This is a genomic window from Rhizobium sp. L9 (assembly GCF_002531885.1).
Lineage (GTDB): Bacteria > Pseudomonadota > Alphaproteobacteria > Rhizobiales > Rhizobiaceae > Rhizobium.
In genome coordinates, this window is record NZ_NWSZ01000008.1 from 86,632 (window position 1) to 109,416 (window position 22,785).

The following is a 22,785-nucleotide window of genomic DNA, read 5'->3' on the forward strand; positions in this document are numbered from 1 at the left end:
CGAAGGGCACCGCGTTGTCACGCGATGCCCTGGCGTTTTCCCAATTATGGCTGAAAGATCAACCCTTGACGGCAGCCGCAACTTCGGCTGCGAAATCGGTCTCTTCCTTCTCGACGCCTTCGCCGAGCAGAAGACGGGCCATGCCGGCAACTTCGATCGGAGCGCCGACGGCCTTTTCAGCTTCCTTGATGGCGGCTGCGACGGTGAGATCCGGATTGATGACGAAAGACTGCGAGAGAAGAGCAACTTCTTCGAAGAACTTGCGCATGCGGCCTTCGACCATCTTTTCGATGATGTTGTCGGGCTTGCCCGACGCGCGCGACTGCTCGATGAAAACGTTGCGCTCGCGCTCGGCGACGGCGGCATCGACTTCTTCCGGGCGGATCGCCAGCGGCGCGGTCGCGGCAATGTGCATGGCGACCTGGCGGCCGATTGCGTTCAGGGCTTCCTTGTCACCGGTCGACTTCAGCGCGACGAGAACGCCGAGCTTGCCGAGCCCGTCGGAAACCGCGTTGTGAATATAGGTGGCGACGATGCCGTCCTCGACGGACAGAGCGATCGAACGCCGCAGGTTCATGTTCTCGCCGATCGTTGCGATCGCATCCTTGATCGTGTCGGAAACGGACTTGCCGGATGCCGGATAGGTTGCGGCAGCCACCGCGTCGACAGTGCCATCCGTCGAAACGGCGACCTTGGCGATGCCGCGAACGAGATCCTGGAAGGCATCGTTACGGGCGACGAAGTCGGTTTCGGAGTTGACTTCGACGACGACGGCCTTCGTGCCTTGGCTCGAAACGCCGACGAGGCCTTCGGCGGCGGTGCGGCCGGACTTTTTGTCGGCCTTGGCGATGCCCTTGGCGCGCAGCCAGTCGATCGCCGCTTCCATGTCGCCATTGGTTTCTGCAAGAGCCTTCTTGCAATCCATCATGCCTGCGCCGGTCTTTTCGCGCAGTTCCTTCACCATTGCAGCCGTAATCTCGCTCATTATCTTCCTCTTGTCGGTTCAAACGGTGGACCGCAAAGCGGCGCGGCACCGGATTGAGGCACGAAATGTACCTGTATGTATGACAGCGTGATGAAGACGCGCCATAACGAAACTTTATTGGCGGAACGCCTGACGCATCCGCCTTGAAACAGGTAAGGCCGCCGAACTTCGATGAGTCGCGAGCGGCCTTCCCAGTCTATGCAAGCTTCGACGGAGTTTTGTCTCCGCCCGCCTTCATCAGCCTTCGGCTGCTTCCTCGAGAGCCGGCTCGACCGGAACCTCGGAGGATGCGCCGAGATCACGGCCGGAAGAGCTCTGCTGGCGCGCAATGCCGTCGATGGCAGCGCGAGAGATCAGCTCGCAGTACAGAGCGATGGCGCGCGATGCGTCGTCGTTGCCCGGGATCGGATAGTCGATCAGGTCCGGATCGCAGTTCGAATCGATGATGGCAACGACCGGGATGCCGAGGCGCTTGGCTTCGTCGATCGCGATCTTTTCCTTGTTGGTGTCGATGATGAACATCAGGTCGGGCGTGCCGCCCATATCGCGGATACCGCCGAGAGCCTTGTCGAGCTTTTCGCGTTCGCGCTCGAGGTTCAGGCGTTCCTTCTTGGTGAAGCCCTGCGCTTCGCCGTTGAGGATCTCGTCGAGCTTGCGCAGGCGCTGGATCGAGTTGGAGATCGTCTTCCAGTTCGTCATCATGCCGCCGAGCCAGCGCGAGTTGACGTAGTACTGGGCCGAGCGCTTGGCGCTGTCGGCGATGATTTCGGAAGCCTGGCGCTTGGTGCCAACGAAGAGAACGCGGCCGCCACGGGCAACGGTGTCGCTGACAACCTGAAGGGCGCGCGACAGCATCGGAACGGTCTGAGCCAGATCGATGATGTGAATGTTGTTGCGATCGCCGAAGATATACGGCTTCATCTTCGGGTTCCACCGATGGGTCTGGTGGCCGAAGTGGACGCCTGCTTCAAGAAGCTGACGCATAGAAAAATCAGGCAATGCCATGCCTTGTTACTCCTTTTCCGGTTGAACCTCCGCAAGACGAACAGCACCCTCGTCGAGGATGCCACCGGCGGAACAGCCCGGATTTCTCCCGGACGATCCCATGCCTTACGTGTGGAATGCCGGTGCCCATACATTCCGTCGGGCATAAAAGCAAGGGAAACATTCCATTCGGCATAAAAACAAGGATCATGCCGGATTTCCGGCCGACTGCCCTGCCCTGAAAATGCCGCCGCTCAGCTTGCGAGTGTCGGCAGCAGCGCCAGCACGACGCCGGCATCGGGCATCGGCAGGACGGCGTCGATCTCCGCGGGCAGCAGGCTGGTGATCGCGCTGTCGGCGTTTCCGCCATAGTGAGGCTTTCCAGGCTTGCGGCGCACATTGGTCTGGAGGCCTATTGCGCAACTGCAGGCCCCGTCGCAATGGACTGGCCGCTGGAATCGCTCCGATCACAAGAGCAGGACGACAGAAGGCGACTCAATCATCGCTGGTCGCCGACACAATAATGAACTTTGTGATACAGTTTTATGACAGTGGAGAAACGGCGGCCTACTTGCAGACCTCAGCCTTGTGATCGAGCAGCTCGAGCTTGGCTAGCTTCCCGGTCAGAACGAAATCGCCATAATCCATCGTCAGGTCCCGGGTGATGCCGTTCTCGTAGAGCTTGAACGACATGCGATAGACCGGCAGCGAATCCGATTTTGCATTCTCGTTGAAATAGGCGATGGTCACCGGCCAGAAGGCCGTCTTCGAGAAGGCACCGGCATTGCCGGCATCGGCCTCCTCGGCAGCAGGCGTTTCCTGCTTGCCGACGATCGTTGTCGTCACCAGCGACTTGTCGCCGTCATCGGAACCATCGAAAACGCGGGCTTCGAAGAAGCGTTTTCCTTCTTTGGCGTTCTGGATCACATCGAGCATGTGTTCTGTCGGAAAGCGGCTTTCGCCAAGCTGCAGCTCGCGGCTCGCCGGCTGCTTGAGATCGACTTTGACGCCATTGGCCTGATTCTCGGCCGCGCCGTTAACCTCCTTGTCGAGCTGGTCGTCGGTGAAGGATTTGGTGTCGAAGGTAAACTTGCGGTCCTTCAGGTTCTCGAAGGTCTTTGTCTGCTGATCGCTGACGCGTACGCTGTCGCCAGTGTCGATCTGCGTCACGAAGCGGAAATTTGTGGTGAAGCCCTGGCAATAGTTGCCGTCGAATTCATAGACCATGCGCCCGTACATGGAGGCGATGCCGGAGCGGTCCGACGCATCTTTCAATTCCAAATCGTAGACCGCGCGATGGGCGACGAGGCCGGTCGCGATCGCAGCACTTGCCGCAGGCGCAGCCGCCCATGCGTGGGCGGAAAGGCCGGCGAGAAGCAGAGCGGCTAGACTCGATCGGAACATTCATTCACTCCTATTGGACTCGGCCGCGATGTTATATGAACTCTTTCGGCCAAATCGAGGCTCGAAGCTGTCATATTAAAGATTCTAGTCTTGATGCATAATTTTGGAAACATTGACAACAAAAGCGGAGACGAAAATGTCCAATGAAATTGCTGGACGCTTGAGCGAGATGGGGATAACCCTGCCCGAAGCCGCAGCACCCGCCGCAAATTACGTTCCCTATGTCATCAGCGGCAATCTTCTCTACATCTCCGGCCAGCTGCCGCTCGAGGGCGGCAAAGTCGCCGTATCGGGCCATCTCGGCAAGACCATCGACGTTGCGAGCGGCCAGCGCGCCGCCGAACTCTGCGCCATCAACATCCTCGCCCAGGCCAAAGCTGCGCTCGGCGGCGACCTCGGCCGCATCCGGCGCGTCATCAAGCTGAACGGTTTCGTCGCCTCGGCGCCCGACTTCATCGAGCAGCATCTCGTCATCAACGGTGCTTCGAACCTGATCGCCGGTGTGCTTGGCGAGGCCGGAAAACATGCGCGCGCCGCCGTCGGCATGGCCGCTCTGCCGCTCAACGCCGCCGTCGAGATCGACGCTATCATGGAAATCGCAGAATGACCAATGCGGACTGGATCAAGGACGTGCCGGTCGCCCATCGCGGCTATCACGACCTGAATAAGCTTGTCTGGGAAAATACGCTCTCGGCCTTCTCGCGCGCTGTCGAAGCCGGCTTCGCGATCGAATGCGACCTGCATTACGCCTCCGACGGCGTACCGATCATCTTTCATGACGAGGATCTTCAGCGTCTGTGCAATCTGAACGGCGACGTCCGCGAGCGCACCTCCAGGGAACTCGGGCTGATCGCCGTCGGCGGCACGGGAGACAAGGTGCCGACGCTCAGCCAACTCCTCGATCTCGTCCAGGGCAAGGTGCCCCTGGTGCTGGAGCTGAAGGGCCGTGAGGCCGACGACGAAGGCTTCGCTGAATCCGTGCTCGAAGTGCTTGAGGGCTATGAGGGCAAGGTCGCGCTGATGAGCTTCGACCATTGGCTGCTGCGCGATCTAAAGGCGCTTGGCTCGCCCTACCCGCTCGGGCTGACCGCCAACGGCAACACGCCGGAGGAGTTTGAGACCCATGCCAAGGCGATGCAGATCGGTCTCGATTTCATCTCCTATTATTATGACGACCTGCCGAATGCCTTCATCACGGGCGAACGCGAAAAGGGCATTCCGGTGATTACCTGGACGGTGCGAGACGAAGAGGCGCGCCGGCGCACTTTCGCCAATGCAGACCAGATGACCTTCGAAGGTTTCGACCCGCGTGCGGTTTGACGCTCGCTTTTTGGCCAAGATCATGCGCAGACTGAAACAGAGCCGAGACCCTCCTCCCACAGGCTTCGCATCCGCCGCATGACCGATGAACTGTCCATTCGCGTAGAACGCTCCTTCACCGCGATTTCCCCGGAGAGCTGGTCCAGGCTTTCCGGGGCGTCGAAGGGTGGCAACACGCTTGCCTACAATCCTTTCGTTTCGCACGCCTTTTTGTCGTCGCTGGAAGAGTCCGGCTCGGCCACAGCCGAAACCGGTTGGCTCGGCCACCACCTGTTACTCGAAACCGATCGCGGCGAGTTGATCGGCGCCCTGCCCGGCTACCTCAAAAACCACAGCCAGGGCGAATATGTCTTCGACCACGGCTGGGCCGACGCTTTCGAGCGGGCCGGCGGGCGTTATTATCCCAAGCTGCAGTGCTCGATTCCATTTACACCCGCGACCGGGCCGCGTCTTCTCGTCGCCGAAGGGTTGCAGCGTCTGCCGATCCAGAGCGCGATCGCCGAAAGCCTGAAGGAGGTCGTGCGCCGGCTCGACATCTCCTCGGCGCATATTACCTTCGTACCGGACGAGGAGATCGGCGTCTTCGAGATGGACGGCTATCTACACCGCACCGACCAGCAGTTTCATTTCATCAATGACGGCTATGCCAATCACGACGACTTCCTTGAAACGCTCGCTTCGCGCAAACGCAAGGCATTGCGCAAGGAGCGCCGCGCCGCGCTCGAAACCGGCATCAGCATCGACTGGCTGACCGGCCGTGATCTGACGGAGCGGATCTGGGACCAGTTCTTCAAATTTTACATGGATACCGGCGGCCGCAAATGGGGCCGGCCCTATCTCACCCGCAAATTCTACTCGCTGATCGGCGAGCGCATGGCCGACGATATCCTGCTCGTCATGGCCAAGCGCGACGGACGCTATATTGCCGGCGCAATCAATTTCATCGGCGGCGATACGCTCTACGGCCGTCACTGGGGCTGCATCGAGGACCACCCCTTCCTGCATTTCGAGGTCTGCTATCACCAGGCGATCGACTTCGCCTTGGCGAAGGGGTTGAAACGGGTCGAGGCCGGAGCGCAGGGCGAACATAAGCTCGCTCGCGGCTACCTGCCGGTGACGACGCACTCCGCTCATTATGTCGCCCATGCCGGACTGCGCCGTGCGATCGGTGATTATCTCGCGCGCGAGCGCGCCGATGTCGAGCAGATGAGTGAGCTGCTGAGCGAGCACAGCCCCTTCCGCAAGGGTGAGCGTCAGCAGGAGGATTGACGCCGCCCCGGCGAGCGCGCTACCCGATCAAATGGAACGTGAGGAGATTTCGCGATGACCAGCGCCTATGACGACAACAATATTTTCGCCAAGATCCTGCGCGGCGAAATTCCCTCGCACCGAATCTACGAGGACCAGCATACGGTCGCCTTCATGGATGTGATGCCGCAGGCGCCGGGCCACGTGCTCGTCGTTCCGAAGGCGCCTTCGCGCAATATCCTCGATGCCGATCCCGCCACCCTCGTCCATGCCATTACCGTCGTTCAAAAGGTCGCCCAGGCGGTCCAGCAAGTTTTCGACGCCGATGGCGTGTTCATCGCCCAGTTCAACGAACCGGCGGCCGGACAAACGGTGTTCCATCTGCATTTCCACATCATCCCCCGCCATGAGGGTGTGGCGCTCAAGCCGCATTCGGGCAAGATGGAAGATGGCGCCGTGCTTGCCGCCCATGCCGAAAAGATCCGGGCGGCCCTGGCATAACGCGAATTCCTGGCAACGACGGAAACAGAAAAAGGCCGCGGATACCGCGGCCTTTTCCAATTCGGTGACGAGCTCTCACTTCTTGCGCGGAACCTTGGGAACCGTGCTTCCCTTCTTGGGGGCGTCGCGGACCTCGGGCTCGGCCTGCGGGACCGTCTTGGCGCGGGTCTTGCGGGCCGTCTTCGTCTTCAGCTCGCCATCATCCTCGTCGTCGGTTTCGGGATGGACGACCTCGGCCTCCGGCTTCGGCTTGATCGGCGCCGTATCCGGAATGGCTTCCAGCAGGATACCGGGCTTGCCGTCTTCCTTCGGGCCGACGGTGACGTTGACGACGCCGCCCTTCTTCAGCTTGCCGAAGAGGATTTCGTTGGCGAGCGGCTTCTTGATCGTGTCCTGGATTACCCGGGCCAGCGGGCGGGCGCCCATCTTCTCGTCGTAACCCTTCTCTGCAAGCCAGGCGATCGCATCCTCATGCAGGTCGAAGGTGACGTTCCTTTCGGAAAGCTGGGCCTCCAGCTGCATGATGAACTTCTGAACGACCTTGTGAATGACCGCCGTCGGCAGCGCCGCGAACGGGATGATTGCGTCGAGACGGTTGCGGAACTCCGGCGTGAAGAGACGGGTCAGCGCCTCCTCGTCCTCGCCGGTGCGCTTGGACGAGCCGAAGCCGATGGCCGCCTTGGCCATTTCGGAGGCGCCCGCATTCGTCGTCATGATCAGGATGACGTTGCGGAAGTCGATCTTCTTGCCGTTGTGGTCGGTCAGGGTGCCATGGTCCATGACCTGCAGCAGGATATTGTAGATATCCGGATGCGCCTTCTCGATTTCGTCGAGCAGGACCACGCAGTGCGGATGCTGGTCGACGCCATCGGTCAAAAGGCCACCCTGGTCGAAGCCGACATAGCCGGGAGGTGCGCCGAGCAGACGCGAGACCGTATGCCGCTCCATATATTCCGACATGTCGAAGCGCAGGAGTTCGACGCCGAGCGACGCTGCCAGTTGCTTTGCCACCTCGGTCTTGCCGACGCCGGTCGGACCGGAGAAGACATAGGCGCCGATCGGCTTGTTCGGCTCGCGAAGGCCGGCACGCGCCAGCTTGATCGATGTCGAAAGCGCTTCGATCGCGATGTCCTGTCCGTAGACCACCGAACGCAGCTCCTGCTCGAGATTGGCAAGCACGGCCTCGTCGTCCTTGGAGACGGTCTTCGGCGGAATGCGGGCCATCGTGGCGATCGTCGCCTCGATCTCCTTCTCGGTGATCAGCTTGCGGCGCTTCGACGGCGGCAGCAGCATCTGGGCCGCACCCGTTTCGTCGATCACGTCGATCGCCTTGTCCGGCAGCTTGCGGTCGGAGATGTAGCGGGCCGACAGCTCGACGGCCGACTTGATGGCGTCGTTCGAATAACGCAGATGATGATATTCTTCGAAATAGGGCTTCAGCCCCTTCATGATCTCGATCGCATCATTGATCGACGGTTCGCTGACGTCGATCTTCTGGAAACGACGGACCAGCGCCCGGTCCTTCTCGAAGAACTGGCGGTATTCCTTATATGTGGTCGAACCGATGCAGCGGATCGCGCCCGATGACAGGGCTGGCTTCAGCAGGTTCGATGCATCCATCGCCCCGCCCGAGGTGGCGCCGGCACCGATCACCGTATGGATTTCGTCGATGAAGAGGACGGCGCCCGGATATTCTTCCAGCTCCTTGACGACCTGCTTCAGCCGTTCCTCGAAGTCGCCGCGGTAGCGCGTGCCGGCAAGCAGCGTGCCCATGTCGAGCGAGAAGATCGTCGCATCGGCGAGCGCCTCGGGCACCTTGCCTTCGACGATGCGCTTGGCCAGCCCTTCGGCGATCGCCGTCTTGCCGACGCCGGGATCACCGACATAGAGCGGATTATTCTTCGAACGGCGGCACAGGATCTGAATGGTGCGGCTGACCTCGGCATGACGGCCGATCAGCGGGTCGATCTTACCGCCCTTGGCCTTCTCGTTGAGATTGACACAATAGGCTTTGAGCGCATCCTGCTGCTTCTTGGGGCCGCCCTCTTCCTCCCCGCCGCGCGCCGTCGGCTTGCTCTCGGCCTCCTCTTCGGCGCCGCGCGGAGTACGGGTCTCCGACGCGCCCGGCCGCTTGCCGATGCCGTGGGAGATGTAGTTGACGGCATCGTAGCGGGTCATCTCCTGCTCCTGCAGGAAATAGGCGGCATGGCTTTCACGCTCGGCGAAGATCGCGACGAGCACGTTTGCGCCGGTCACTTCTTCGCGGCCGGATGACTGCACGTGGATAACGGCACGCTGGATGACGCGCTGGAAGCCGGAGGTCGGCTTGGAATCCTCGTCGTAACCGGTGATCAGATTGGAAAGTTCGTTATCGACATATTCGACGAGCGTCTTGCGCAGCGCGTCGAGATCGACATTGCAGGCGCCCATAACCGCGGCCGCATCGGCATCGTCGATCAGGGCGAGCAGCAGATGCTCGAGCGTCGCATATTCATGATGCCGCTCGTTGGCAAAGGTCAGTGCCTGATGGAGCGCCTTCTCTAAACTAGGCGAAAATGTTGGCACGTTCAGATCCTCACTTCTTTTCCATGACGCATTGCAGCGGATGCTGGTGCTGCCGGGCGAAGTCCATCACCTGGCTGACCTTCGTTTCCGCTACCTCGTATGTGAATATTCCGCACTCGCCGACGCCGTGATTGTGGACGTGGAGCATGATGCGGGTGGCACTTTCACGATCCTTCTGAAAAAAACGCTCCAGAATATGAATGACGAATTCCATGGGCGTATAATCGTCATTCAAAAGCAGCACGCGATAGAGGTTGGGCTTCTTGGTCTTCGGCTTGGTGCGCGTGATGACCGAGGTTCCGCGATTTCCGTTGTCCCCGTTCCTTTCGCTGTCGTTCTGCATCCGGATCGGCTTTGCGATCATTGTCATTCATTCCTCGATCAATCCGGCGGAGCATGGGAGGGTGCTTTTCCCGCCGAATATCTGAAACACTAACTTAGTTCATAATGGGCCGATTTTAAGCCCCCTGTCAGACACTGCAATCAAGAAATGCCGGCATGCACGGGAAAGACCCAAAATGTCCCCGGACGGTCCGACGCAGCAATGAAAGTGGAAACAAAAAAGACCGGCTACAGGTGCGTAGCCAGTCTTTATTTTTCAATATGTAGCGCAGGTTGCGCTTTTGACGTTGCTTCAGGCGGCAGCGGGGGTCGCCGGCTGCGGCGATTTCGGCGACTTGACTACGCCAGCGGCAGCAGCAGCGATCGGCGCCTCATAGGGCTTGTAGGCGGATTTGGCGAGATCGGCATACATTTCGCCGAGCTTGGTCGTTTCGGAGACGAAGCTCTCATAAGCCGATTTGACGTAGCCGGTCTGCAGTTCGAAAGCGGCCTCGAAGCTCCTGACGCCTGCCAAGGTTTCAAAATGCGTTACGGCATCCTGAAAGGACTTTTTCGAATATTCAGCGGCTTCCGCGGCGATCGCCTGAAAGCCCCTGGTCGTCTCGGAATAGGTTCTCAGCGCCGTGTCGACGGCTTCCTTGCTCTTTTTGTTGGCTTCGTCAAAGTTGAACATGGCCATCCTCCGTTGGGCTGTTGGATGGCGGCAGGGTAGCCGCAACGCACAAATAGTCAAGTAGTCTTGTGCGACGCAAAACATCTCAAGGTTGCGTTACAGCAATAAGACAAAGCGAGCGCGCCGGTGAACGTACCTCTTTAACGGTTTTTGCTAATATATGTCATATCGTCACAACCAGACGTTTTAAAAAAAAATTGATTCGGCAGCGAAAAAAACAAAAAAACCGGGCGGATGTCGCCGCCCGGTCCACTTCAAGCTCTCATGCGCGATCAAAGATCGACGTCGAGGATCGCCATCGAAAAGTTGTAGGAGCGGTCGCCGTCCTCGTCATCGACATAGACGACGCCCAGAAATTCTTCGCCGAGATAGACTTCCGCAGAATCATTCTTGCGCGGACGCGCCTTGACGACGATCTGCGGGTTGAGCGTACGTTTGAAGTAGGCGTCGAGCTTCTTGATTTCTTCTGGCTTCACTCTGTCATCTCCGTAAGCGGCCTTGATTGGCCGCTTCTTGCACAGGAAAAGGAGCGGTGTAAAGGCGGGGGCGCCGCTTGGCGATGACTGTCCCCGCTCAGGTTCCGTCGCTTATTCTGTCTTTCCAGCGCCGACACTCAGATATCGGCGCCGATTACCTGATCCATATTGCGCGACGGCTCGGAACAACCGGCCTCGCCCACAACCTTGGCCGGCACGCCTGCAACCGTCTTCTTGGGGGGCACCGCCTTCAGCACCACAGAGCCGGCGGCGACGCGCGAGCAATAGCCGATCTCGATATTGCCGAGGATCTTCGCACCGGCGCCGATCATGACGCCGCTGCCGATCTTCGGGTGGCGATCGGCGCCCTCCTTGCCGGTGCCGCCGAGCGTCACGCCGTGCAGGATCGAGACATTGTCGCCGATGACGGCCGTCTCGCCGACGACGAGGCCGGTGGCATGATCGAGGAAGATGCCCTTGCCAATACGCGCAGCCGGATTGATGTCGGTCTGGAAGACGCTGGAGGATCGGCTCTGCAGATAGAGCGCGAAATCACGCCGGCCACGATTCAAAAGCCAGTGCGCGAGTCGGTGCGTCTGCAGCGCATGAAAGCCCTTGAAGTAGAGCACCGCTTCCATGAAGCGCAGGCAGGCGGGATCGCGGTCGTAGATGGCCTGGATGTCGACGCGAAGAATGGAGCTCCACTCCGGCCAGTCGAGCAGCATTTCCTCGAAGGTCTGACGCAGCAGGTTCGCCTGCATATCCGGATGGTCGAGACGTTCGCAGATGCGGTGGATGACGCATTCCTCAAGCGAATGATAATTGATCACCGTCGAATAGAGGAAGGCCGCGAGAACAGGATCCTTTTCGGCCGCGATCCGTGCTTCCTCGCGCAGGCTGTCCCAGATGGGATCCATCACCTTCAGCGGATGGCCAGTCTCAAAAGCACGGATATCTGTCTTGGCGACCATCGCCGCTCTCCTCGTTGCCAGCCGGAATGCCGTTTCGGAATGCCCATATATAGTGGAAAACGCCAATAACATAAATGGGTGCCGTCACCATGGTTTTTTAGCATGGTTTTTCGGCATCACGATTATGTCACCCCTCGGCAACCCTTGCGTAGAAGGCCAGCACCGCCTGCTTGAAAACCTTATCGCCGACGGCGAGCATGTGATCGCGGCCGGGAATATCGAGCGCTTCGGCCTCGGGCATCAGGGCAGCCAACTCCTGCGGCGAGCCGGCGATATCGTCCTTGGTGCCGACGCCGATCAGGGTCGGCATGTCGAGCTTGCCCATATCGGAGCGAGCGACAAGGTCGCGCGAGCCGCGGATGCAGGCGGCTAGCGCAGTGCGGTCGCTTTTCGTCTGTTCGGCGAAGGCGCGGAACATGCGGCCGCGGTCATGCGTCACGACCTCCAGCGACGGAGCCAGCAGCGCATCGGCGATCGGATCCCAGTCGCCGACCCCATCGGTCATGCCGATGCCGAGGCCGCCGAGCACCAGCGAGCGGACGCGATGCGGATTGGCAAGTGCAGCAAATACAGAAATGCGCGCCCCCATCGAATAGCCCATGAGATTCGCCTCAGGGATGCCGAGATGATCGAGCAAGGCGATTGCATCGCCGGCCATGACCCAGGGGCGATAGGCTTCGGCATCGTGCGGCTTGTCGCTTGCGCCATGGCCGCGATTGTCGATGGCGATCACCCGGTAGCCCGCATCGCCCAGCGTCTTCAGCCAGCCCGGATGCACCCAGTTGACGCTTGCCGTCGAAGCAAAGCCATGGATCAACAGGACAGGCACGCCGGAGGGGTCGCCCTCGTCGAAAAAGGCGATCTTCAATCCATCATGAGTGAAGCTTGAAAATGCGGGTGTATTCAGGTTCATCGGGCCTTCCTTTTGGCGCGACCATAGTCGAGCCGCCTCTCGGCGGGAAGCCAAAATTGTGGGTAAAAACTGTGCCCGGCGCGGCGCTTTGGCTCTACACATTTGAGACGAAGGCTTATAAGGTTCGCGCACTTTCAAAGCATTCGGAGAGCGACATGGCCGGCCACAACATTCCCCATTTCCAGAACGACGGCGGTCATCGCGTCATCGAAGTCGGCGTCAAGGAATTCATGTGCACCGGCGCTTCGGTTCCTTTCGACCATCCGCATATCTTCATCGACATGGGCGACGACAACGAGAAGGTCTGCTCCTATTGCTCGACGCTTTACCGTTATAATGCATCTCTCAAGCCGAGCCAGACCAATCCGGCCGGCTGCGTTTTCCACGTGAAGGCGGCGTAAACCGTCCAGAATCCGGATCGGACTGACAATGCCGGTCGAACATGCCGCCATCATCGGCGCCGGCATTGCCGGGCTGACAGCTGCGCTTGCGCTTTCGCGTTGGGGCATCAGCTCGGAGATTTTCGAGCAGGCGGATGAACTCGTCGCAGTTGGCGCCGGCTTGCAGGTTTCGCCGAACGCCTCCCGCATCCTGGCAGAACTCAGCTTCGTCGAGGGACTTTCAAAAGTCTGGCTCGAACCGGAAGCGATCCGGCTGATGTCAGGCGGTTCGCTGCGCCAGCTCGCGGCCGTGCCGGCCGGCAAATTCGCGCGACAGCGCTGGGGCGCACCCTACGGGGTCCTGCACCGCGCCACATTGCAGAATGCGCTTCTCACGGCGGTCGAAGCTGATCCGCTCTGCCGGCTTCATCTTGGTGTGCGAGTGGAATCGAATTCGCCGCCTGTCGAGCGCGCTGCCGATGTCGTCATCGGGGCGGACGGCGTTTGGTCGAAGCTCCGGCAATCCGTTCCCGGCAGCCCCTCGCCGCGTTTTTCCGGCAATATCGCCTACCGCTTCACCATTCCCGAAGACCAGGCGCCAGGTTTTCTCGACCGGACAAGCGTTTCGGCTTTCCTCGGCGGATCGGCCCATCTTGTCTGCTATCCGCTGAAAGAGATCGGCAGCATCAACATGGTGGCGATCACCGCCGGCAATGTCTCGCCGCAGGCCTGGCGAAACGAGCCGACCGCAGAGCAGCGCGCGCGGCTCCGGGCGCAGCTTTCCGGCTGGAACAGCGCGATTACGTCGCTGCTGGAAAAACAGCCGAAGCTGACGTTTTGGCCGCTCTTCGAAACCACCCCGGGCGCGTGGCAGGACGGCCGCAGGACGGTTCTGATCGGCGACGCCGCGCATGCTATGATGCCCTTTGCCGCCCAGGGAGCGGCCATGGCGGTCGAAGACGCCTACGAACTTGCCGCGTTTCTCGCCAATCGTCCCGTGGCGGAAGCGCTGACGCTCTTTGAAAGGCATCGCGCGCCGCGCATTGCAAAGCTTCGCCAGCGCGGCGCCTTCAACAAATTTGCCTATCATGCGAAGGGCCCGATCCGGGTAGGCCGCGATCTGGTGCTCGGCCTGAAGCCGCCGCAAAGCCTGGCGGCCGATCTCGACTGGATCTACGGCTACCGGGCTGAGGGCACGCTGTTAGGCTCGGCAAGCGGCCGCAGCACCTAAAGCGCGTCACGATCTTTCAGATTCGCTCCTTGCGCTTTAGGTGTTTGTTTTACGCATGTCGTTGCCACAAAACCGCTGCATCCTTTTGCGCGACATGTGTTAGCCGCAACGGCTCAGACTGCACTTGCCGCCGCAAAACCCCGTTCAATATCGGCCTTGAGGTCGGCCACGTCTTCAAGGCCGATCTGCAGGCGGATGACAGGACCCTCCTTCGGCGCCTTGGCGACCTTGCGGTCATTGAGATAGGCGTGCAGCGCGAGGCTTTCAAAGCCGCCCCAGGAATATCCGAGACCGAAAATCCTCAGCGCATCGAGGAAGGCATGCGCCTTCGGTTTGAATTTCTCGGGGCTCTCAGCGGCAAGCACAAAGGAAAAGATGCCGCTGGCGCCCTTAAAATCGCGCTTCCAGATATTGTGGGAGGGGAAACTCGGCAGCGCCGGATGCAGCACGCGGGCGACATCCTCCCTCCCCTCCAGCCATTCCGCGATATCGAGTGCGCTTTCATAATGCCGCTCGAGGCGCAGGCCCATGCTGCGCAATCCGCGCAGGATCTGATAGGCATCGTCGGGTGCGCCACAGATGCCAAGGGCGCCGTTGGCCTCCTTCAGCCGCTCCCAGTGCTCCGCATTGGCCGATACCGTTCCGAGCAGGATATCGGAATGGCCGGACGGATATTTCGTCGCCGCATGAATGGAGATGTCGACGCCGTGATCGAGCGGCCTGAAATAAAGCGGCGTCGCCCAGGTATTGTCCATCATGACGACGGCGCCGTGGCGATGGGCGACCGCCGAGATCGCTGGAATATCCTGCATTTCGAAGGTGTTGGATCCGGGAGCCTCGGTATGGACGAGCCTGGTGTTCGGCCGGAACAGCGTCTCGATGCCGGCGCCGATCGCCGGATCGTAATATTCCACCTCGACACCGAGGCGTTTCAGCATCGTATCGCAGAAATGGCGCGTCGGGCCATAAACCGAGTCGACGACAAGTGCGTGATCGCCGGCGGCGACGAACCCGAGGAACGGAATGGTGACGGCTGCCAGCCCCGAGGGGACGAGGATCGTGCCGGCCGAACCTTCGAGCGCATCGATCGCCTCGCAGAGCGCATCCGTCGTCGGTGTGCCGCGCGTACCATAGGTATATTTCTGCGAGCGCGTGTCCATCGTCGCCGCGTTCGGAAACAGCACCGTCGAGGCATGCACGACCGGCGGATTGACGAAGCCGTGATAATCGAAGGGGTCGTTGCCGATATGGGTCAGGCGGGTATTGATGCCGGCGGTCTGCAGCAAGCTGTCTTTGTCTTTCATGTCGGAAATAGCCTTTGGCGAGGGGCGCAAAGCCAGACTTTTGGACGCCTCGCCCGATCCGGTCAACCCCTTGACCAGGGGGACACCCTGTCGTCTCGGTTTTTCAAATTAGCGTTATTTTTCCGCAAGCGGGCGCTCATTTCCTAGCCAACCGCCTTCGAATGCAGCGCAATGCGGCAAAATTCTGAATTTTGCCGCAATTATGCATGGCGACACTTGACCATAGTGACATTTGCGACTGTGATAGGGTACTCGCGCCGGGAGGGTGTCGAGACGATGGGGGTGGCAGAGTTTTCCGCCGGAACGCCCCACAAGAAAAGATAATACAACGGAAAAGGTTGGGAAAAAAATGAAGAACAAGCTTCTGTCCGCCGCGATTGGCGCAGCAGTTTTCGCTCTTGGCGCCTCGGCTGCTTCGGCCACGACTCTCGGTGATGTAAAGGCAAAGGGTTTCATTCAGTGCGGCGTCAACACCGGGCTCGCTGGCTTTGCCGCGCCTGACGCTTCCGGCAATTGGGCAGGCTTCGACGTCGACTTCTGCAAGGCCGTCGCGTCGGCCGTCTTCGGCGATCCGACGAAGGTGAAATTCACCCCCCTCAGCGCCGCCAACCGCTTCCCGGCGCTTCAGTCCGGCGAAATCGATGTCCTCGCCCGCAATACGACCTGGTCGATCAACCGCGATACGGCGCTTGGCCTGAACTTCCGTTTCGTCAACTATTATGACGGCCAGGGCTTCATGGTCCGCAAGAGCCTCAACGTGAAGTCGGCGCTGGAACTTTCCGGCGCGTCTGTCTGCGTCCAGTCGGGCACGACCACCGAGCTCAATCTCGCCGATTATTTCAAGGCGAACAATCTCCAGTACAATCCGGTGGTCTTTGAAAAGCTGGACGAGGTCAATGCGGCCTATGACGCCGGCCGTTGCGACGTCTACACCACCGACCAGTCCGGCCTCTATTCGCTGCGCCTGACGCTGAAGAATCCGGACGAACATACGATTCTGCCGGAAATCATCTCCAAGGAACCGCTCGCCCCGGCCGTACGTCAGGGTGACGACCAGTGGTTCGATATCGTCAGCTGGGTCGGCTATGCGATGATCAATGCCGAAGAATTCGGCATCACTCAGGCCAATGTCGACGAGATGAAGAACTCGCCGAATCCCGATATCAAGCGCTTCCTCGGCGTCGAGGCGGATACCAAGATCGGCACCGATCTCGGCCTGACCAACGACTGGGCTTACAACATCGTCAAGAACGTCGGCAATTACGGCGAAGTCTTCGAGCGCAACATCGGCCAGGGCAGCCCGCTCAAGATCGCGCGCGGCCTTAACGCGCTGTGGAGCAAGGGCGGCATTCAGTACGCTCCGCCGGTTCGCTGAGCGGCATCACGCATGAAGCCGGAAAGGCGGGCGACCGCCTTTCCCCCTCCAATAAAAAGCTCCGAAAAGGAGCATAATGGGGAATTGGCCAAGCATGACGCATCAGGCTTTGGAATCAACACGTCTATCCAGAAGCGGCTGGAGTTTTCAGTCCGCCCTCTACGACCCGACAGTTCGGGGTATCTTCTTCCAGGTTCTCACCATCGTCCTGCTGGTCGTCTTCGTCTGGTGGGTTGCGCACAATACTGCCGTCAATCTGGCGCGCGCCAACATCGCGTCCGGCTTCGGCTTTCTGAACGGCCGCGCCGGCTTCGAGGTCGGTCAGTCGCTGATCGCCTATTCAAGCGATTCGACCTATGGCCGCGCGCTGGTCGTCGGCCTTCTGAATACGATCCTGATCGCCGTTACGGGCATCATCACCGCCACGATCATCGGCTTCATTATCGGCATCGGCCGCCTGTCGAGGAACTGGCTGATAGCCAAGCTGTGCACGGTTTATGTCGAGGTCTTCCGCAACATCCCGCCGCTGCTTGTCATCTTCTTCTGGTATTCGGGCGTTCTGGCAGTTCTGCCGAATGCGCGCGAGTCACTGCATCTGCCGCTCGGCGCCTATCTGAACAACCGTGGCCTTTCCTTTCCCAAGCCGATTTTCGGCGAGACTTTCTGGCTCGTCGGCGTCGCCTTCGTCGTCGCGATCATCGCCGTCATCGCCACGGCCCGATGGGCGCATCGCCGGCAGGCGGCGACGGGTCAGCAGTTCCATACGATCTGGGCTTCGATCGGCCTGCTGATCGGCCTGCCGCTTATCGCCTTCCTAGTCGCAGGCGCGCCACTTTCCTTCGATTATCCGATCGCAGGCAAGTTCAACCTCACCGGGGGTTCCGTTGTCGGGCCGGAGTTCATGTCGCTCTTCCTGGCACTTTCCTTCTACACCGCTGCCTTCATAGCCGAGATCGTGCGCGCAGGCATTCGCGGTGTGCCGAAGGGACAGACGGAAGCTGCAGGCGCACTCGGGCTTCACCCCTCGTCGATCACCCGGCTGGTCGTCATTCCGCAGGCCTTCCGCATCATCATTCCGCCGCTGAGCAGTCAGTACCTCAATCTCACCAAGAACTCATCGCTGGCGATCGCAATCGGTTTTGCCGATCTCGTCGCCGTCGGCAGCACAACGCTGAACCAGACCGGTCAGGCTGTCGAGGTGATCCTCATCTGGATGGTCATTTACCTCAGCCTCAGTGTGGTGACCTCGCTGTTGATGAACTGGTTCAATGCCAAAATGGCGCTGGTGGAGAGGTAAGATGAGCAACGCTTTCGTCAGAACCGCCATACTGGCGCCGGAGCCGCCGCCCTCAGCAGAGAAGGGCCCTGTCGCTTGGATTCGCCGCAACCTCCTTGCGACGCCGAAGGACATCGTCCTTACCATCCTAGCGCTGGTCTGTGTCGTTTGGGCCCTCCTGCACGCGCTCGACTGGCTCTTCGTGCAGGCGGTTTGGAGCGGCCCTGACCGCACCTTCTGCGCCACTGCCGTGCAAGGCGGCATTCAGCCGGATGGCTGGAGCGGTGCATGCTGGGCCTTCGTCAACGCCAAATTCGACCAGTTCATCTTTGGGCGTTATCCGCTCGACGAGCGCTGGCGCCCGACCCTGGTCGGCATTCTTTTCGTACTCCTGTTGGTGCCGATGCTCATTCCTTCGGCACCGCGCAAGGGGGTCAACGCCCTGCTGCTGTTCGGCGTGCTGCCGATCATTTCCTTCTTTCTGCTTTACGGCGGATTTGGCCTGGAAATCGTCGAGACGCCACTCTGGGGCGGGCTGCTGGTGACGCTGGTGCTCTCTTTTGTCGGCATCGCGGTCTCCTTCCCGCTCGGCATCATCCTGGCGCTTGGAAGGCGCTCGCGGATGCCGGTCATCCGTACGTTCAGCGTCGTTTTCATCGAAGTGGTCCGCGGCGTGCCGCTGATTACGGTCCTGTTCATGGCGAGCGTCATGCTGCCGCTTTTCCTGCCGGCCGGCTGGACGGTGGACAAGCTCTTGCGCGCGATCATCGGCGTATCGATCTTCGCTTCCGCCTATATGGCGGAAGTCATTCGTGGCGGCCTTCAGGCTATTCCCAAAGGCCAGTTCGAAGGGGCGGATTCTCTCGGCCTCGGGTACTGGCAGAAGATGCGATTGGTGATCATGCCGCAGGCAATCAAGCTGGTGATCCCTGGCATCGTCAACACCTTCATCGGCATGTTCAAGGACACCTCGCTGGTGTCGATCATCAGCATGTTCGACCTGCTCGGCATCGTTCGCCTCAACTTCGTCGATCCGAACTGGGCGACCGCAGTAACGCCGCTAACGGGGTTGATATTCGCAGGCTTCGCCTTTTGGCTTTTCTGCTTCGGCATGTCGCGCTATTCAGCATTCATCGAACGTCACCTCGACACCGGCCACAAACGATAAAAATGAGGGAAAACAATATGGCTGAAGCTCCAGCTAAGAAGCTCACCGTTTCCGCAACGGAAGTGGCGATCGAAATCGTCAACATGAACAAGTGGTACGGCGATTTCCACGTGCTGCGCGACATCAATCTGAAGGTCATGCGCGGCGAACGCATCGTCATCGCCGGCCCGTCCGGTTCGGGCAAATCGACGATGATCCGCTGCATCAACCGTCTTGAAGAGCACCAGAAGGGCCAGATCATCGTCGACGGCACCGAGCTCACCAACGATCTGAAGAAGATCGACGAGGTGCGCCGCGAGGTGGGCATGGTATTCCAGCATTTCAACCTCTTTCCGCATCTGACGATCCTAGAAAACTGCACGCTGGCGCCGATCTGGGTGCGCAAGATGCCGAAGAAGCAAGCTGAAGAAATCGCCATGCACTTCCTGAAGCGGGTCAAGATCCCGGAACAGGCCAACAAATATCCGGGTCAGCTTTCCGGCGGCCAGCAGCAGCGCGTGGCGATCGCCCGATCGCTCTGCATGAACCCGAAGATCATGCTGTTCGACGAGCCGACTTCGGCACTCGATCCTGAAATGATCAAGGAAGTGCTCGACACGATGGTGGGTCTCGCCGAGGAAGGCATGACCATGCTCTGCGTCACCCACGAAATGGGCTTTGCCCGCCAGGTCGCCAACCGCGTCATCTTCATGGATCAGGGCCAGATCGTCGAGCAGAACTCACCGGCCGAGTTCTTCGACAACCCGCAACACGAGCGCACCAAACTGTTCCTCAGCCAGATCCTGCACTAAGTCCGAGAAGCTTAGTTCGTGAAAAGACCCGCCGTGCCTTCCGCACCGGCGGGTCTTTCACGTTCAGTGGGAGACCGACGCCTGCAACAGACTGCAGAGACCGGAAAGCCCGGCATCGCCGCTGCCGGCGGCGGAGATATCGGCGCAACGAACAAGCATCTTGCGTTGCTCGTCCACGGGTCTCTCTCGAAACGCCGCAATCGTGCGAGCCTGCGATGCGCTGAGGGTGCCGTTACGAGCAGCTGTCATCCCGCCCCTGTCGTTCGCGTCACCAATGGCAAGCTTTGTGCCTGCTCCGCTACTACCGCCAATGGAAGCCGTGGCCTTGTCATCGACCTCCCGGGAGCCGGCAGTCCGGGCGTTGACGCCGCGATCGCCGCCGAGCCTGGCATTAGCGCCAGTCGCGAGACCATCACTGCCCCCGACAATGGCATTGACATTGGCATCGATACCGCCGCGGCCGCGAGCACTGGCCGACGCATTTGCGTCAGCGCCGCTCGAGCCGCCAATGGATGCGTCGGCCGTCGCATCAACCCCGTTTCCGCGGCCAAGCGAAGCTCCGACGTCGGCGCTGGTGGCATTGCCTGCATTTACCGACACGCCAATGTCAGTCGCGTGTGCATGGTCTGCCGGCATGGCAAGAACGGCGCAGGCGGATGCGAACAGGGCAATTGGCAGTCTACTGTGCATTTGAGTCATCATCTTCCTCCGTTTTCATATGCCGGACGGTTCGTCCGACCTGCGAAAATCGAGGAACGCGCGTGCCTTCGATCGATTGGACGCCGAGTACCCCGACATCCATGCCAACCAACGAGAAGGACTTGCCAAGGTTTCATTCCAGCCCGTCATGAACCTGCGCGGCGGCTGAGAATGACGGCGCGTAGTTATCACTGAGTAAGCGTTACGAAAGCTACTGTGCCAAAAACAGGCATGAGCGAGAATTTCTCCCCAATTTAGCCGCTGTATCTAAATTCCGAAGGAGTACGCAGTAATTAAGTGGCTGCTTAGTTGCAGCTGTCGACACGGCGGCCGGCCAACTCGATCGCCCTCGCAGCGCCTGCTCCGGTTTCTCGCTCCTCTAGTGCAGGAGCAAAAAAGATCTTCGTTCGTCTGGATATGCCCGGCCCGGCCTCCATGTTCAGCATGTTCCTATTTTACGAAGCCGGAGGTTCAAGAATGGGCATTTTCGACAAGATCAAACATGCAATCTTTGGAGAAGCAAAAGCAGCCGAACCTGTCGCCAGCGGCGCAGCAAAGACAGCGCCAGCCCAGGCTCCCGTCTCACCCCCGTCAGCCCCCAGTCCGACGCCTGCGTCCTCTCCTGCGCAAACTAAGCCGGCCTCGGCCCCGGCGACAGCGACAGTCGATATTGTTCCGATCCTCGACGCGGCTGTGAAGAAGAGCGGCCAGAAACTCGATTGGCGCCATTCGATCGTCGACCTGATGAAGTCAGTCGGGATGGATGCCAGTTTGACTGAGCGCAAGGAACTCGCCGCCGAACTCGGTTATACCGGCGATACAAACGATTCCGCGAAAATGAACATGTGGCTGCACAAGGCGCTGATGAAGCGGCTTTCAGAAAATGGCGGCAAGGTGCCGGCCGATCTCCTCGATTGATCTCGGTTGCTGACAAAAGCTGCCGCCATTCAGCGGCGGCAGCCATCCCGGCACCTTCCAAACCCCTTGCCCACAGGCGCTGGAATCAATAACGTTCCGGCAGATGACTTCGAAAATCGATCTGGGGAGCGCTTAATCCAATGCGATTGATGGCAGTTGTTGGTCTTGTGCTTAGCTTCGGCTGTATATCAGCCGCAGAATCTCCTTCTAACTATCAATCCTACAGCGGCATTCGGGTCGATACCGACCCGGTCCTCCTCTCCCGGTATGACAAGGCGCTCCAGCGGTGCGTGCCGGAAGCAGGTTCGTGGCGACGCGGCTCGCCGGACCAGAGAAGCCTCGATTATAACGCGGCGCTCAGAAATTGCCTCTATCGACGCGGCTTCGTCGACCGAGGCGTCTACGCCTACCCCATTCCAGAAGTTTACTTCGAGCATTTCCTGGACCGCTGAGAAGAACCGAACGGTTCTAGTCTCCCATAGGACTTCAAAAGTCAGGAACACAGGCCGGCTGCATCGGCGTGGCTTGTCGACGGCGACCGCATATCAGCTTTGGCCGCTGTCGGATGGCCGGCCCTTGCCGTGCGGCAATTACCACAGGGATGATGGAAGCTGCAACGCGGCTTTCAGGGCAACGGGAGCAGCGGGATCGATCGAGCTCCACAAGTGCGGAGGTCGGGAGCTACGGGATAGACTGCGAACCTCAATCGACCGTCGAAACTGCGTGCAGTTTCATGTCATCTCGAACTTCGTAGAATTTGTCGCCGTCAATATAAGATAAAGTGGCAGCTTGGCTTTTCGCCTTTGCCGGCAGAACAGGCCTTATCGCCCTTGAAAGTGAGTTTCGTTTTCACGTCGATCGTTTTGCCGCCGACATCGGCTTTACCGGTAATGGTGCCCTTCTTCCAACTCCAAACGAGTTCGGCGGACACAGGCTTTTCCAGATCGAGAATTTCTACTTTCACCGGCTTGCCGTCTGCAAAAGCTTTGAACTCGTCCAGTAGCCTTTTTGGCCCCCGCAGGAAGATCAACGGCGTAGGCAATTCATTGCATATAGAAATGCAGCGGCGCCGATGCTCAAACAAATCGTTCTCATACTCGCCCCCCAAGAATTGGCAGGGAGGGTACACGCCGTTTTCGGCGGCAGCATCCCACCTATTGTGCTAGGAAGAGATTGGCGCAGGTTGAAACATATATAATTCTGCGACATTTCAACTTTTCGGCGACATCCGCAGAATTTCTGTCTTTGTCTCGGCTGCGTC

General features: G+C 59.7%; 25 protein-coding genes. 12 read left to right on the top strand and 13 right to left on the bottom strand.

Annotated features, from left to right (window positions below; genetic code table 11):
* Window positions 1-58: 58 nt before the first annotated feature.
* The 4 genes from tsf to CO660_RS10245 form a co-directional block, all read right to left on the bottom strand.
* Complete coding sequence (gene tsf / locus CO660_RS10235) at window positions 59-985, bottom strand: translation elongation factor Ts (protein ID WP_085778047.1); 927 nt, start codon at window positions 983-985, stop codon at window positions 59-61.
* A 237-nt stretch (window positions 986-1,222) separates the two neighbouring features.
* Window positions 1,223-1,990, bottom strand: coding sequence for a 30S ribosomal protein S2 (gene rpsB / locus CO660_RS10240; protein ID WP_003573382.1), 768 nt, complete (start codon window positions 1,988-1,990; stop codon window positions 1,223-1,225).
* A gap of 233 nt (window positions 1,991-2,223) precedes the next feature.
* Window positions 2,224-2,367 (bottom strand): hypothetical protein, encoded by a 144-nt coding sequence (locus CO660_RS33250; protein ID WP_176536260.1) that lies wholly within the window; start codon window positions 2,365-2,367, stop codon window positions 2,224-2,226.
* A 169-nt stretch (window positions 2,368-2,536) separates the two neighbouring features.
* Window positions 2,537-3,373, bottom strand: a complete 837-nt coding sequence (locus CO660_RS10245) for a cell envelope integrity EipB family protein (RefSeq protein ID WP_097598599.1) — start codon at window positions 3,371-3,373, stop codon at window positions 2,537-2,539.
* Window positions 3,374-3,509: 136 nt separating this feature from the next.
* On the opposite strand from CO660_RS10245, the gene CO660_RS10250 reads away from it, so the two are divergent.
* The 4 genes from CO660_RS10250 (at window position 3,510) to CO660_RS10265 (ending at window position 6,442) form a co-directional block, all read left to right on the top strand.
* Window positions 3,510-3,980: a RidA family protein gene (locus tag CO660_RS10250; RefSeq protein ID WP_097598600.1), complete on the top strand. Its 471-nt coding sequence runs from the start codon at window positions 3,510-3,512 to the stop codon at window positions 3,978-3,980.
* Window positions 3,977-4,693: a glycerophosphodiester phosphodiesterase gene (locus CO660_RS10255; RefSeq protein WP_097598601.1), complete on the top strand. Its 717-nt coding sequence runs from the start codon at window positions 3,977-3,979 to the stop codon at window positions 4,691-4,693. Before CO660_RS10250 ends, CO660_RS10255 begins: the two co-directional genes overlap by 4 nt.
* 78 nt (window positions 4,694-4,771) lie before the next feature.
* The gene (locus tag CO660_RS10260; protein WP_097598602.1) at window positions 4,772-5,962 is read left to right on the top strand and encodes a GNAT family N-acetyltransferase; all 1,191 of its coding nucleotides are present in this window, start codon (window positions 4,772-4,774) and stop codon (window positions 5,960-5,962) included.
* A 54-nt stretch (window positions 5,963-6,016) separates the two neighbouring features.
* Window positions 6,017-6,442 (top strand): HIT family protein, encoded by a 426-nt coding sequence (locus CO660_RS10265; RefSeq protein ID WP_085778041.1) that lies wholly within the window; start codon window positions 6,017-6,019, stop codon window positions 6,440-6,442.
* A gap of 75 nt (window positions 6,443-6,517) precedes the next feature.
* Here CO660_RS10265 and clpA read toward each other — a convergent pair whose 3' ends face one another.
* The 6 genes from clpA to CO660_RS10295 form a co-directional block, all read right to left on the bottom strand.
* Window positions 6,518-9,007, bottom strand: a complete 2,490-nt coding sequence (gene clpA, locus CO660_RS10270) for an ATP-dependent Clp protease ATP-binding subunit ClpA (protein WP_085778040.1) — start codon at window positions 9,005-9,007, stop codon at window positions 6,518-6,520.
* Between the two features lie 10 nt (window positions 9,008-9,017).
* A complete protein-coding gene (gene clpS, locus CO660_RS10275; RefSeq protein ID WP_008526939.1) occupies window positions 9,018-9,371 on the bottom strand; it encodes an ATP-dependent Clp protease adapter ClpS in 354 nt (117 codons plus the stop codon).
* A gap of 270 nt (window positions 9,372-9,641) precedes the next feature.
* Complete coding sequence (locus CO660_RS10280; protein WP_085778039.1) at window positions 9,642-10,022, bottom strand: phasin family protein; 381 nt, start codon at window positions 10,020-10,022, stop codon at window positions 9,642-9,644.
* A gap of 272 nt (window positions 10,023-10,294) precedes the next feature.
* On the bottom strand, window positions 10,295-10,498 hold the full coding sequence (locus CO660_RS10285; protein WP_008526943.1) for a DUF3126 family protein: 204 nt from the start codon (window positions 10,496-10,498) through the stop codon (window positions 10,295-10,297).
* A 137-nt stretch (window positions 10,499-10,635) separates the two neighbouring features.
* The gene (cysE, locus tag CO660_RS10290) at window positions 10,636-11,469 is read right to left on the bottom strand and encodes a serine O-acetyltransferase (protein WP_064709189.1); all 834 of its coding nucleotides are present in this window, start codon (window positions 11,467-11,469) and stop codon (window positions 10,636-10,638) included.
* 127 nt (window positions 11,470-11,596) lie between these two features.
* On the bottom strand, window positions 11,597-12,382 hold the full coding sequence (locus CO660_RS10295; protein ID WP_085778038.1) for an alpha/beta hydrolase: 786 nt from the start codon (window positions 12,380-12,382) through the stop codon (window positions 11,597-11,599).
* A gap of 155 nt (window positions 12,383-12,537) precedes the next feature.
* On the opposite strand from CO660_RS10295, the gene CO660_RS10300 reads away from it, so the two are divergent.
* Both CO660_RS10300 and CO660_RS10305 read left to right on the top strand, forming a co-directional pair.
* Window positions 12,538-12,783: a zinc-finger domain-containing protein gene (locus CO660_RS10300; protein ID WP_011425183.1), complete on the top strand. Its 246-nt coding sequence runs from the start codon at window positions 12,538-12,540 to the stop codon at window positions 12,781-12,783.
* A 28-nt stretch (window positions 12,784-12,811) separates the two neighbouring features.
* Window positions 12,812-13,993 carry an FAD-dependent monooxygenase gene (locus tag CO660_RS10305; protein WP_097598603.1) on the top strand — a complete coding sequence of 394 codons (1,182 nt, stop codon included), beginning with the start codon at window positions 12,812-12,814 and terminating at the stop codon, window positions 13,991-13,993.
* 113 nt (window positions 13,994-14,106) lie between these two features.
* On the opposite strand, the gene CO660_RS10310 is transcribed toward CO660_RS10305, so the two are convergent.
* Window positions 14,107-15,297 carry a cystathionine beta-lyase gene (locus CO660_RS10310; RefSeq protein WP_097598738.1) on the bottom strand — a complete coding sequence of 397 codons (1,191 nt, stop codon included), beginning with the start codon at window positions 15,295-15,297 and terminating at the stop codon, window positions 14,107-14,109.
* Window positions 15,298-15,646: 349 nt separating this feature from the next.
* On the opposite strand from CO660_RS10310, the gene CO660_RS10315 reads away from it, so the two are divergent.
* The 4 genes from CO660_RS10315 (at window position 15,647) to CO660_RS10330 (ending at window position 19,907) form a co-directional block, all read left to right on the top strand.
* The gene (locus CO660_RS10315) at window positions 15,647-16,672 is read left to right on the top strand and encodes an amino acid ABC transporter substrate-binding protein (protein ID WP_085778036.1); all 1,026 of its coding nucleotides are present in this window, start codon (window positions 15,647-15,649) and stop codon (window positions 16,670-16,672) included.
* Between the two features lie 94 nt (window positions 16,673-16,766).
* Complete coding sequence (locus tag CO660_RS10320) at window positions 16,767-17,969, top strand: amino acid ABC transporter permease (RefSeq protein ID WP_097598604.1); 1,203 nt, start codon at window positions 16,767-16,769, stop codon at window positions 17,967-17,969.
* Window position 17,970: 1 nt separating this feature from the next.
* Window positions 17,971-19,116: an amino acid ABC transporter permease gene (locus tag CO660_RS10325; protein ID WP_097598605.1), complete on the top strand. Its 1,146-nt coding sequence runs from the start codon at window positions 17,971-17,973 to the stop codon at window positions 19,114-19,116.
* A 17-nt stretch (window positions 19,117-19,133) separates the two neighbouring features.
* Window positions 19,134-19,907, top strand: a complete 774-nt coding sequence (locus tag CO660_RS10330) for an amino acid ABC transporter ATP-binding protein (protein WP_097598606.1) — start codon at window positions 19,134-19,136, stop codon at window positions 19,905-19,907.
* A 63-nt stretch (window positions 19,908-19,970) separates the two neighbouring features.
* Here CO660_RS10330 and CO660_RS10335 read toward each other — a convergent pair whose 3' ends face one another.
* Window positions 19,971-20,606 carry a hypothetical protein gene (locus tag CO660_RS10335; protein WP_097598739.1) on the bottom strand — a complete coding sequence of 212 codons (636 nt, stop codon included), beginning with the start codon at window positions 20,604-20,606 and terminating at the stop codon, window positions 19,971-19,973.
* A gap of 477 nt (window positions 20,607-21,083) precedes the next feature.
* On the opposite strand from CO660_RS10335, the gene CO660_RS10340 reads away from it, so the two are divergent.
* Both CO660_RS10340 and CO660_RS10345 read left to right on the top strand, forming a co-directional pair.
* Window positions 21,084-21,524, top strand: coding sequence for a DUF3597 domain-containing protein (locus CO660_RS10340; RefSeq protein WP_097598740.1), 441 nt, complete (start codon window positions 21,084-21,086; stop codon window positions 21,522-21,524).
* Between the two features lie 140 nt (window positions 21,525-21,664).
* Complete coding sequence (locus CO660_RS10345; protein ID WP_097598607.1) at window positions 21,665-21,976, top strand: hypothetical protein; 312 nt, start codon at window positions 21,665-21,667, stop codon at window positions 21,974-21,976.
* Window positions 21,977-22,290: 314 nt separating this feature from the next.
* On the opposite strand, the gene CO660_RS10350 is transcribed toward CO660_RS10345, so the two are convergent.
* On the bottom strand, window positions 22,291-22,608 hold the full coding sequence (locus CO660_RS10350; protein WP_245421312.1) for a hypothetical protein: 318 nt from the start codon (window positions 22,606-22,608) through the stop codon (window positions 22,291-22,293).
* Window positions 22,609-22,785 lie beyond the last annotated feature (177 nt).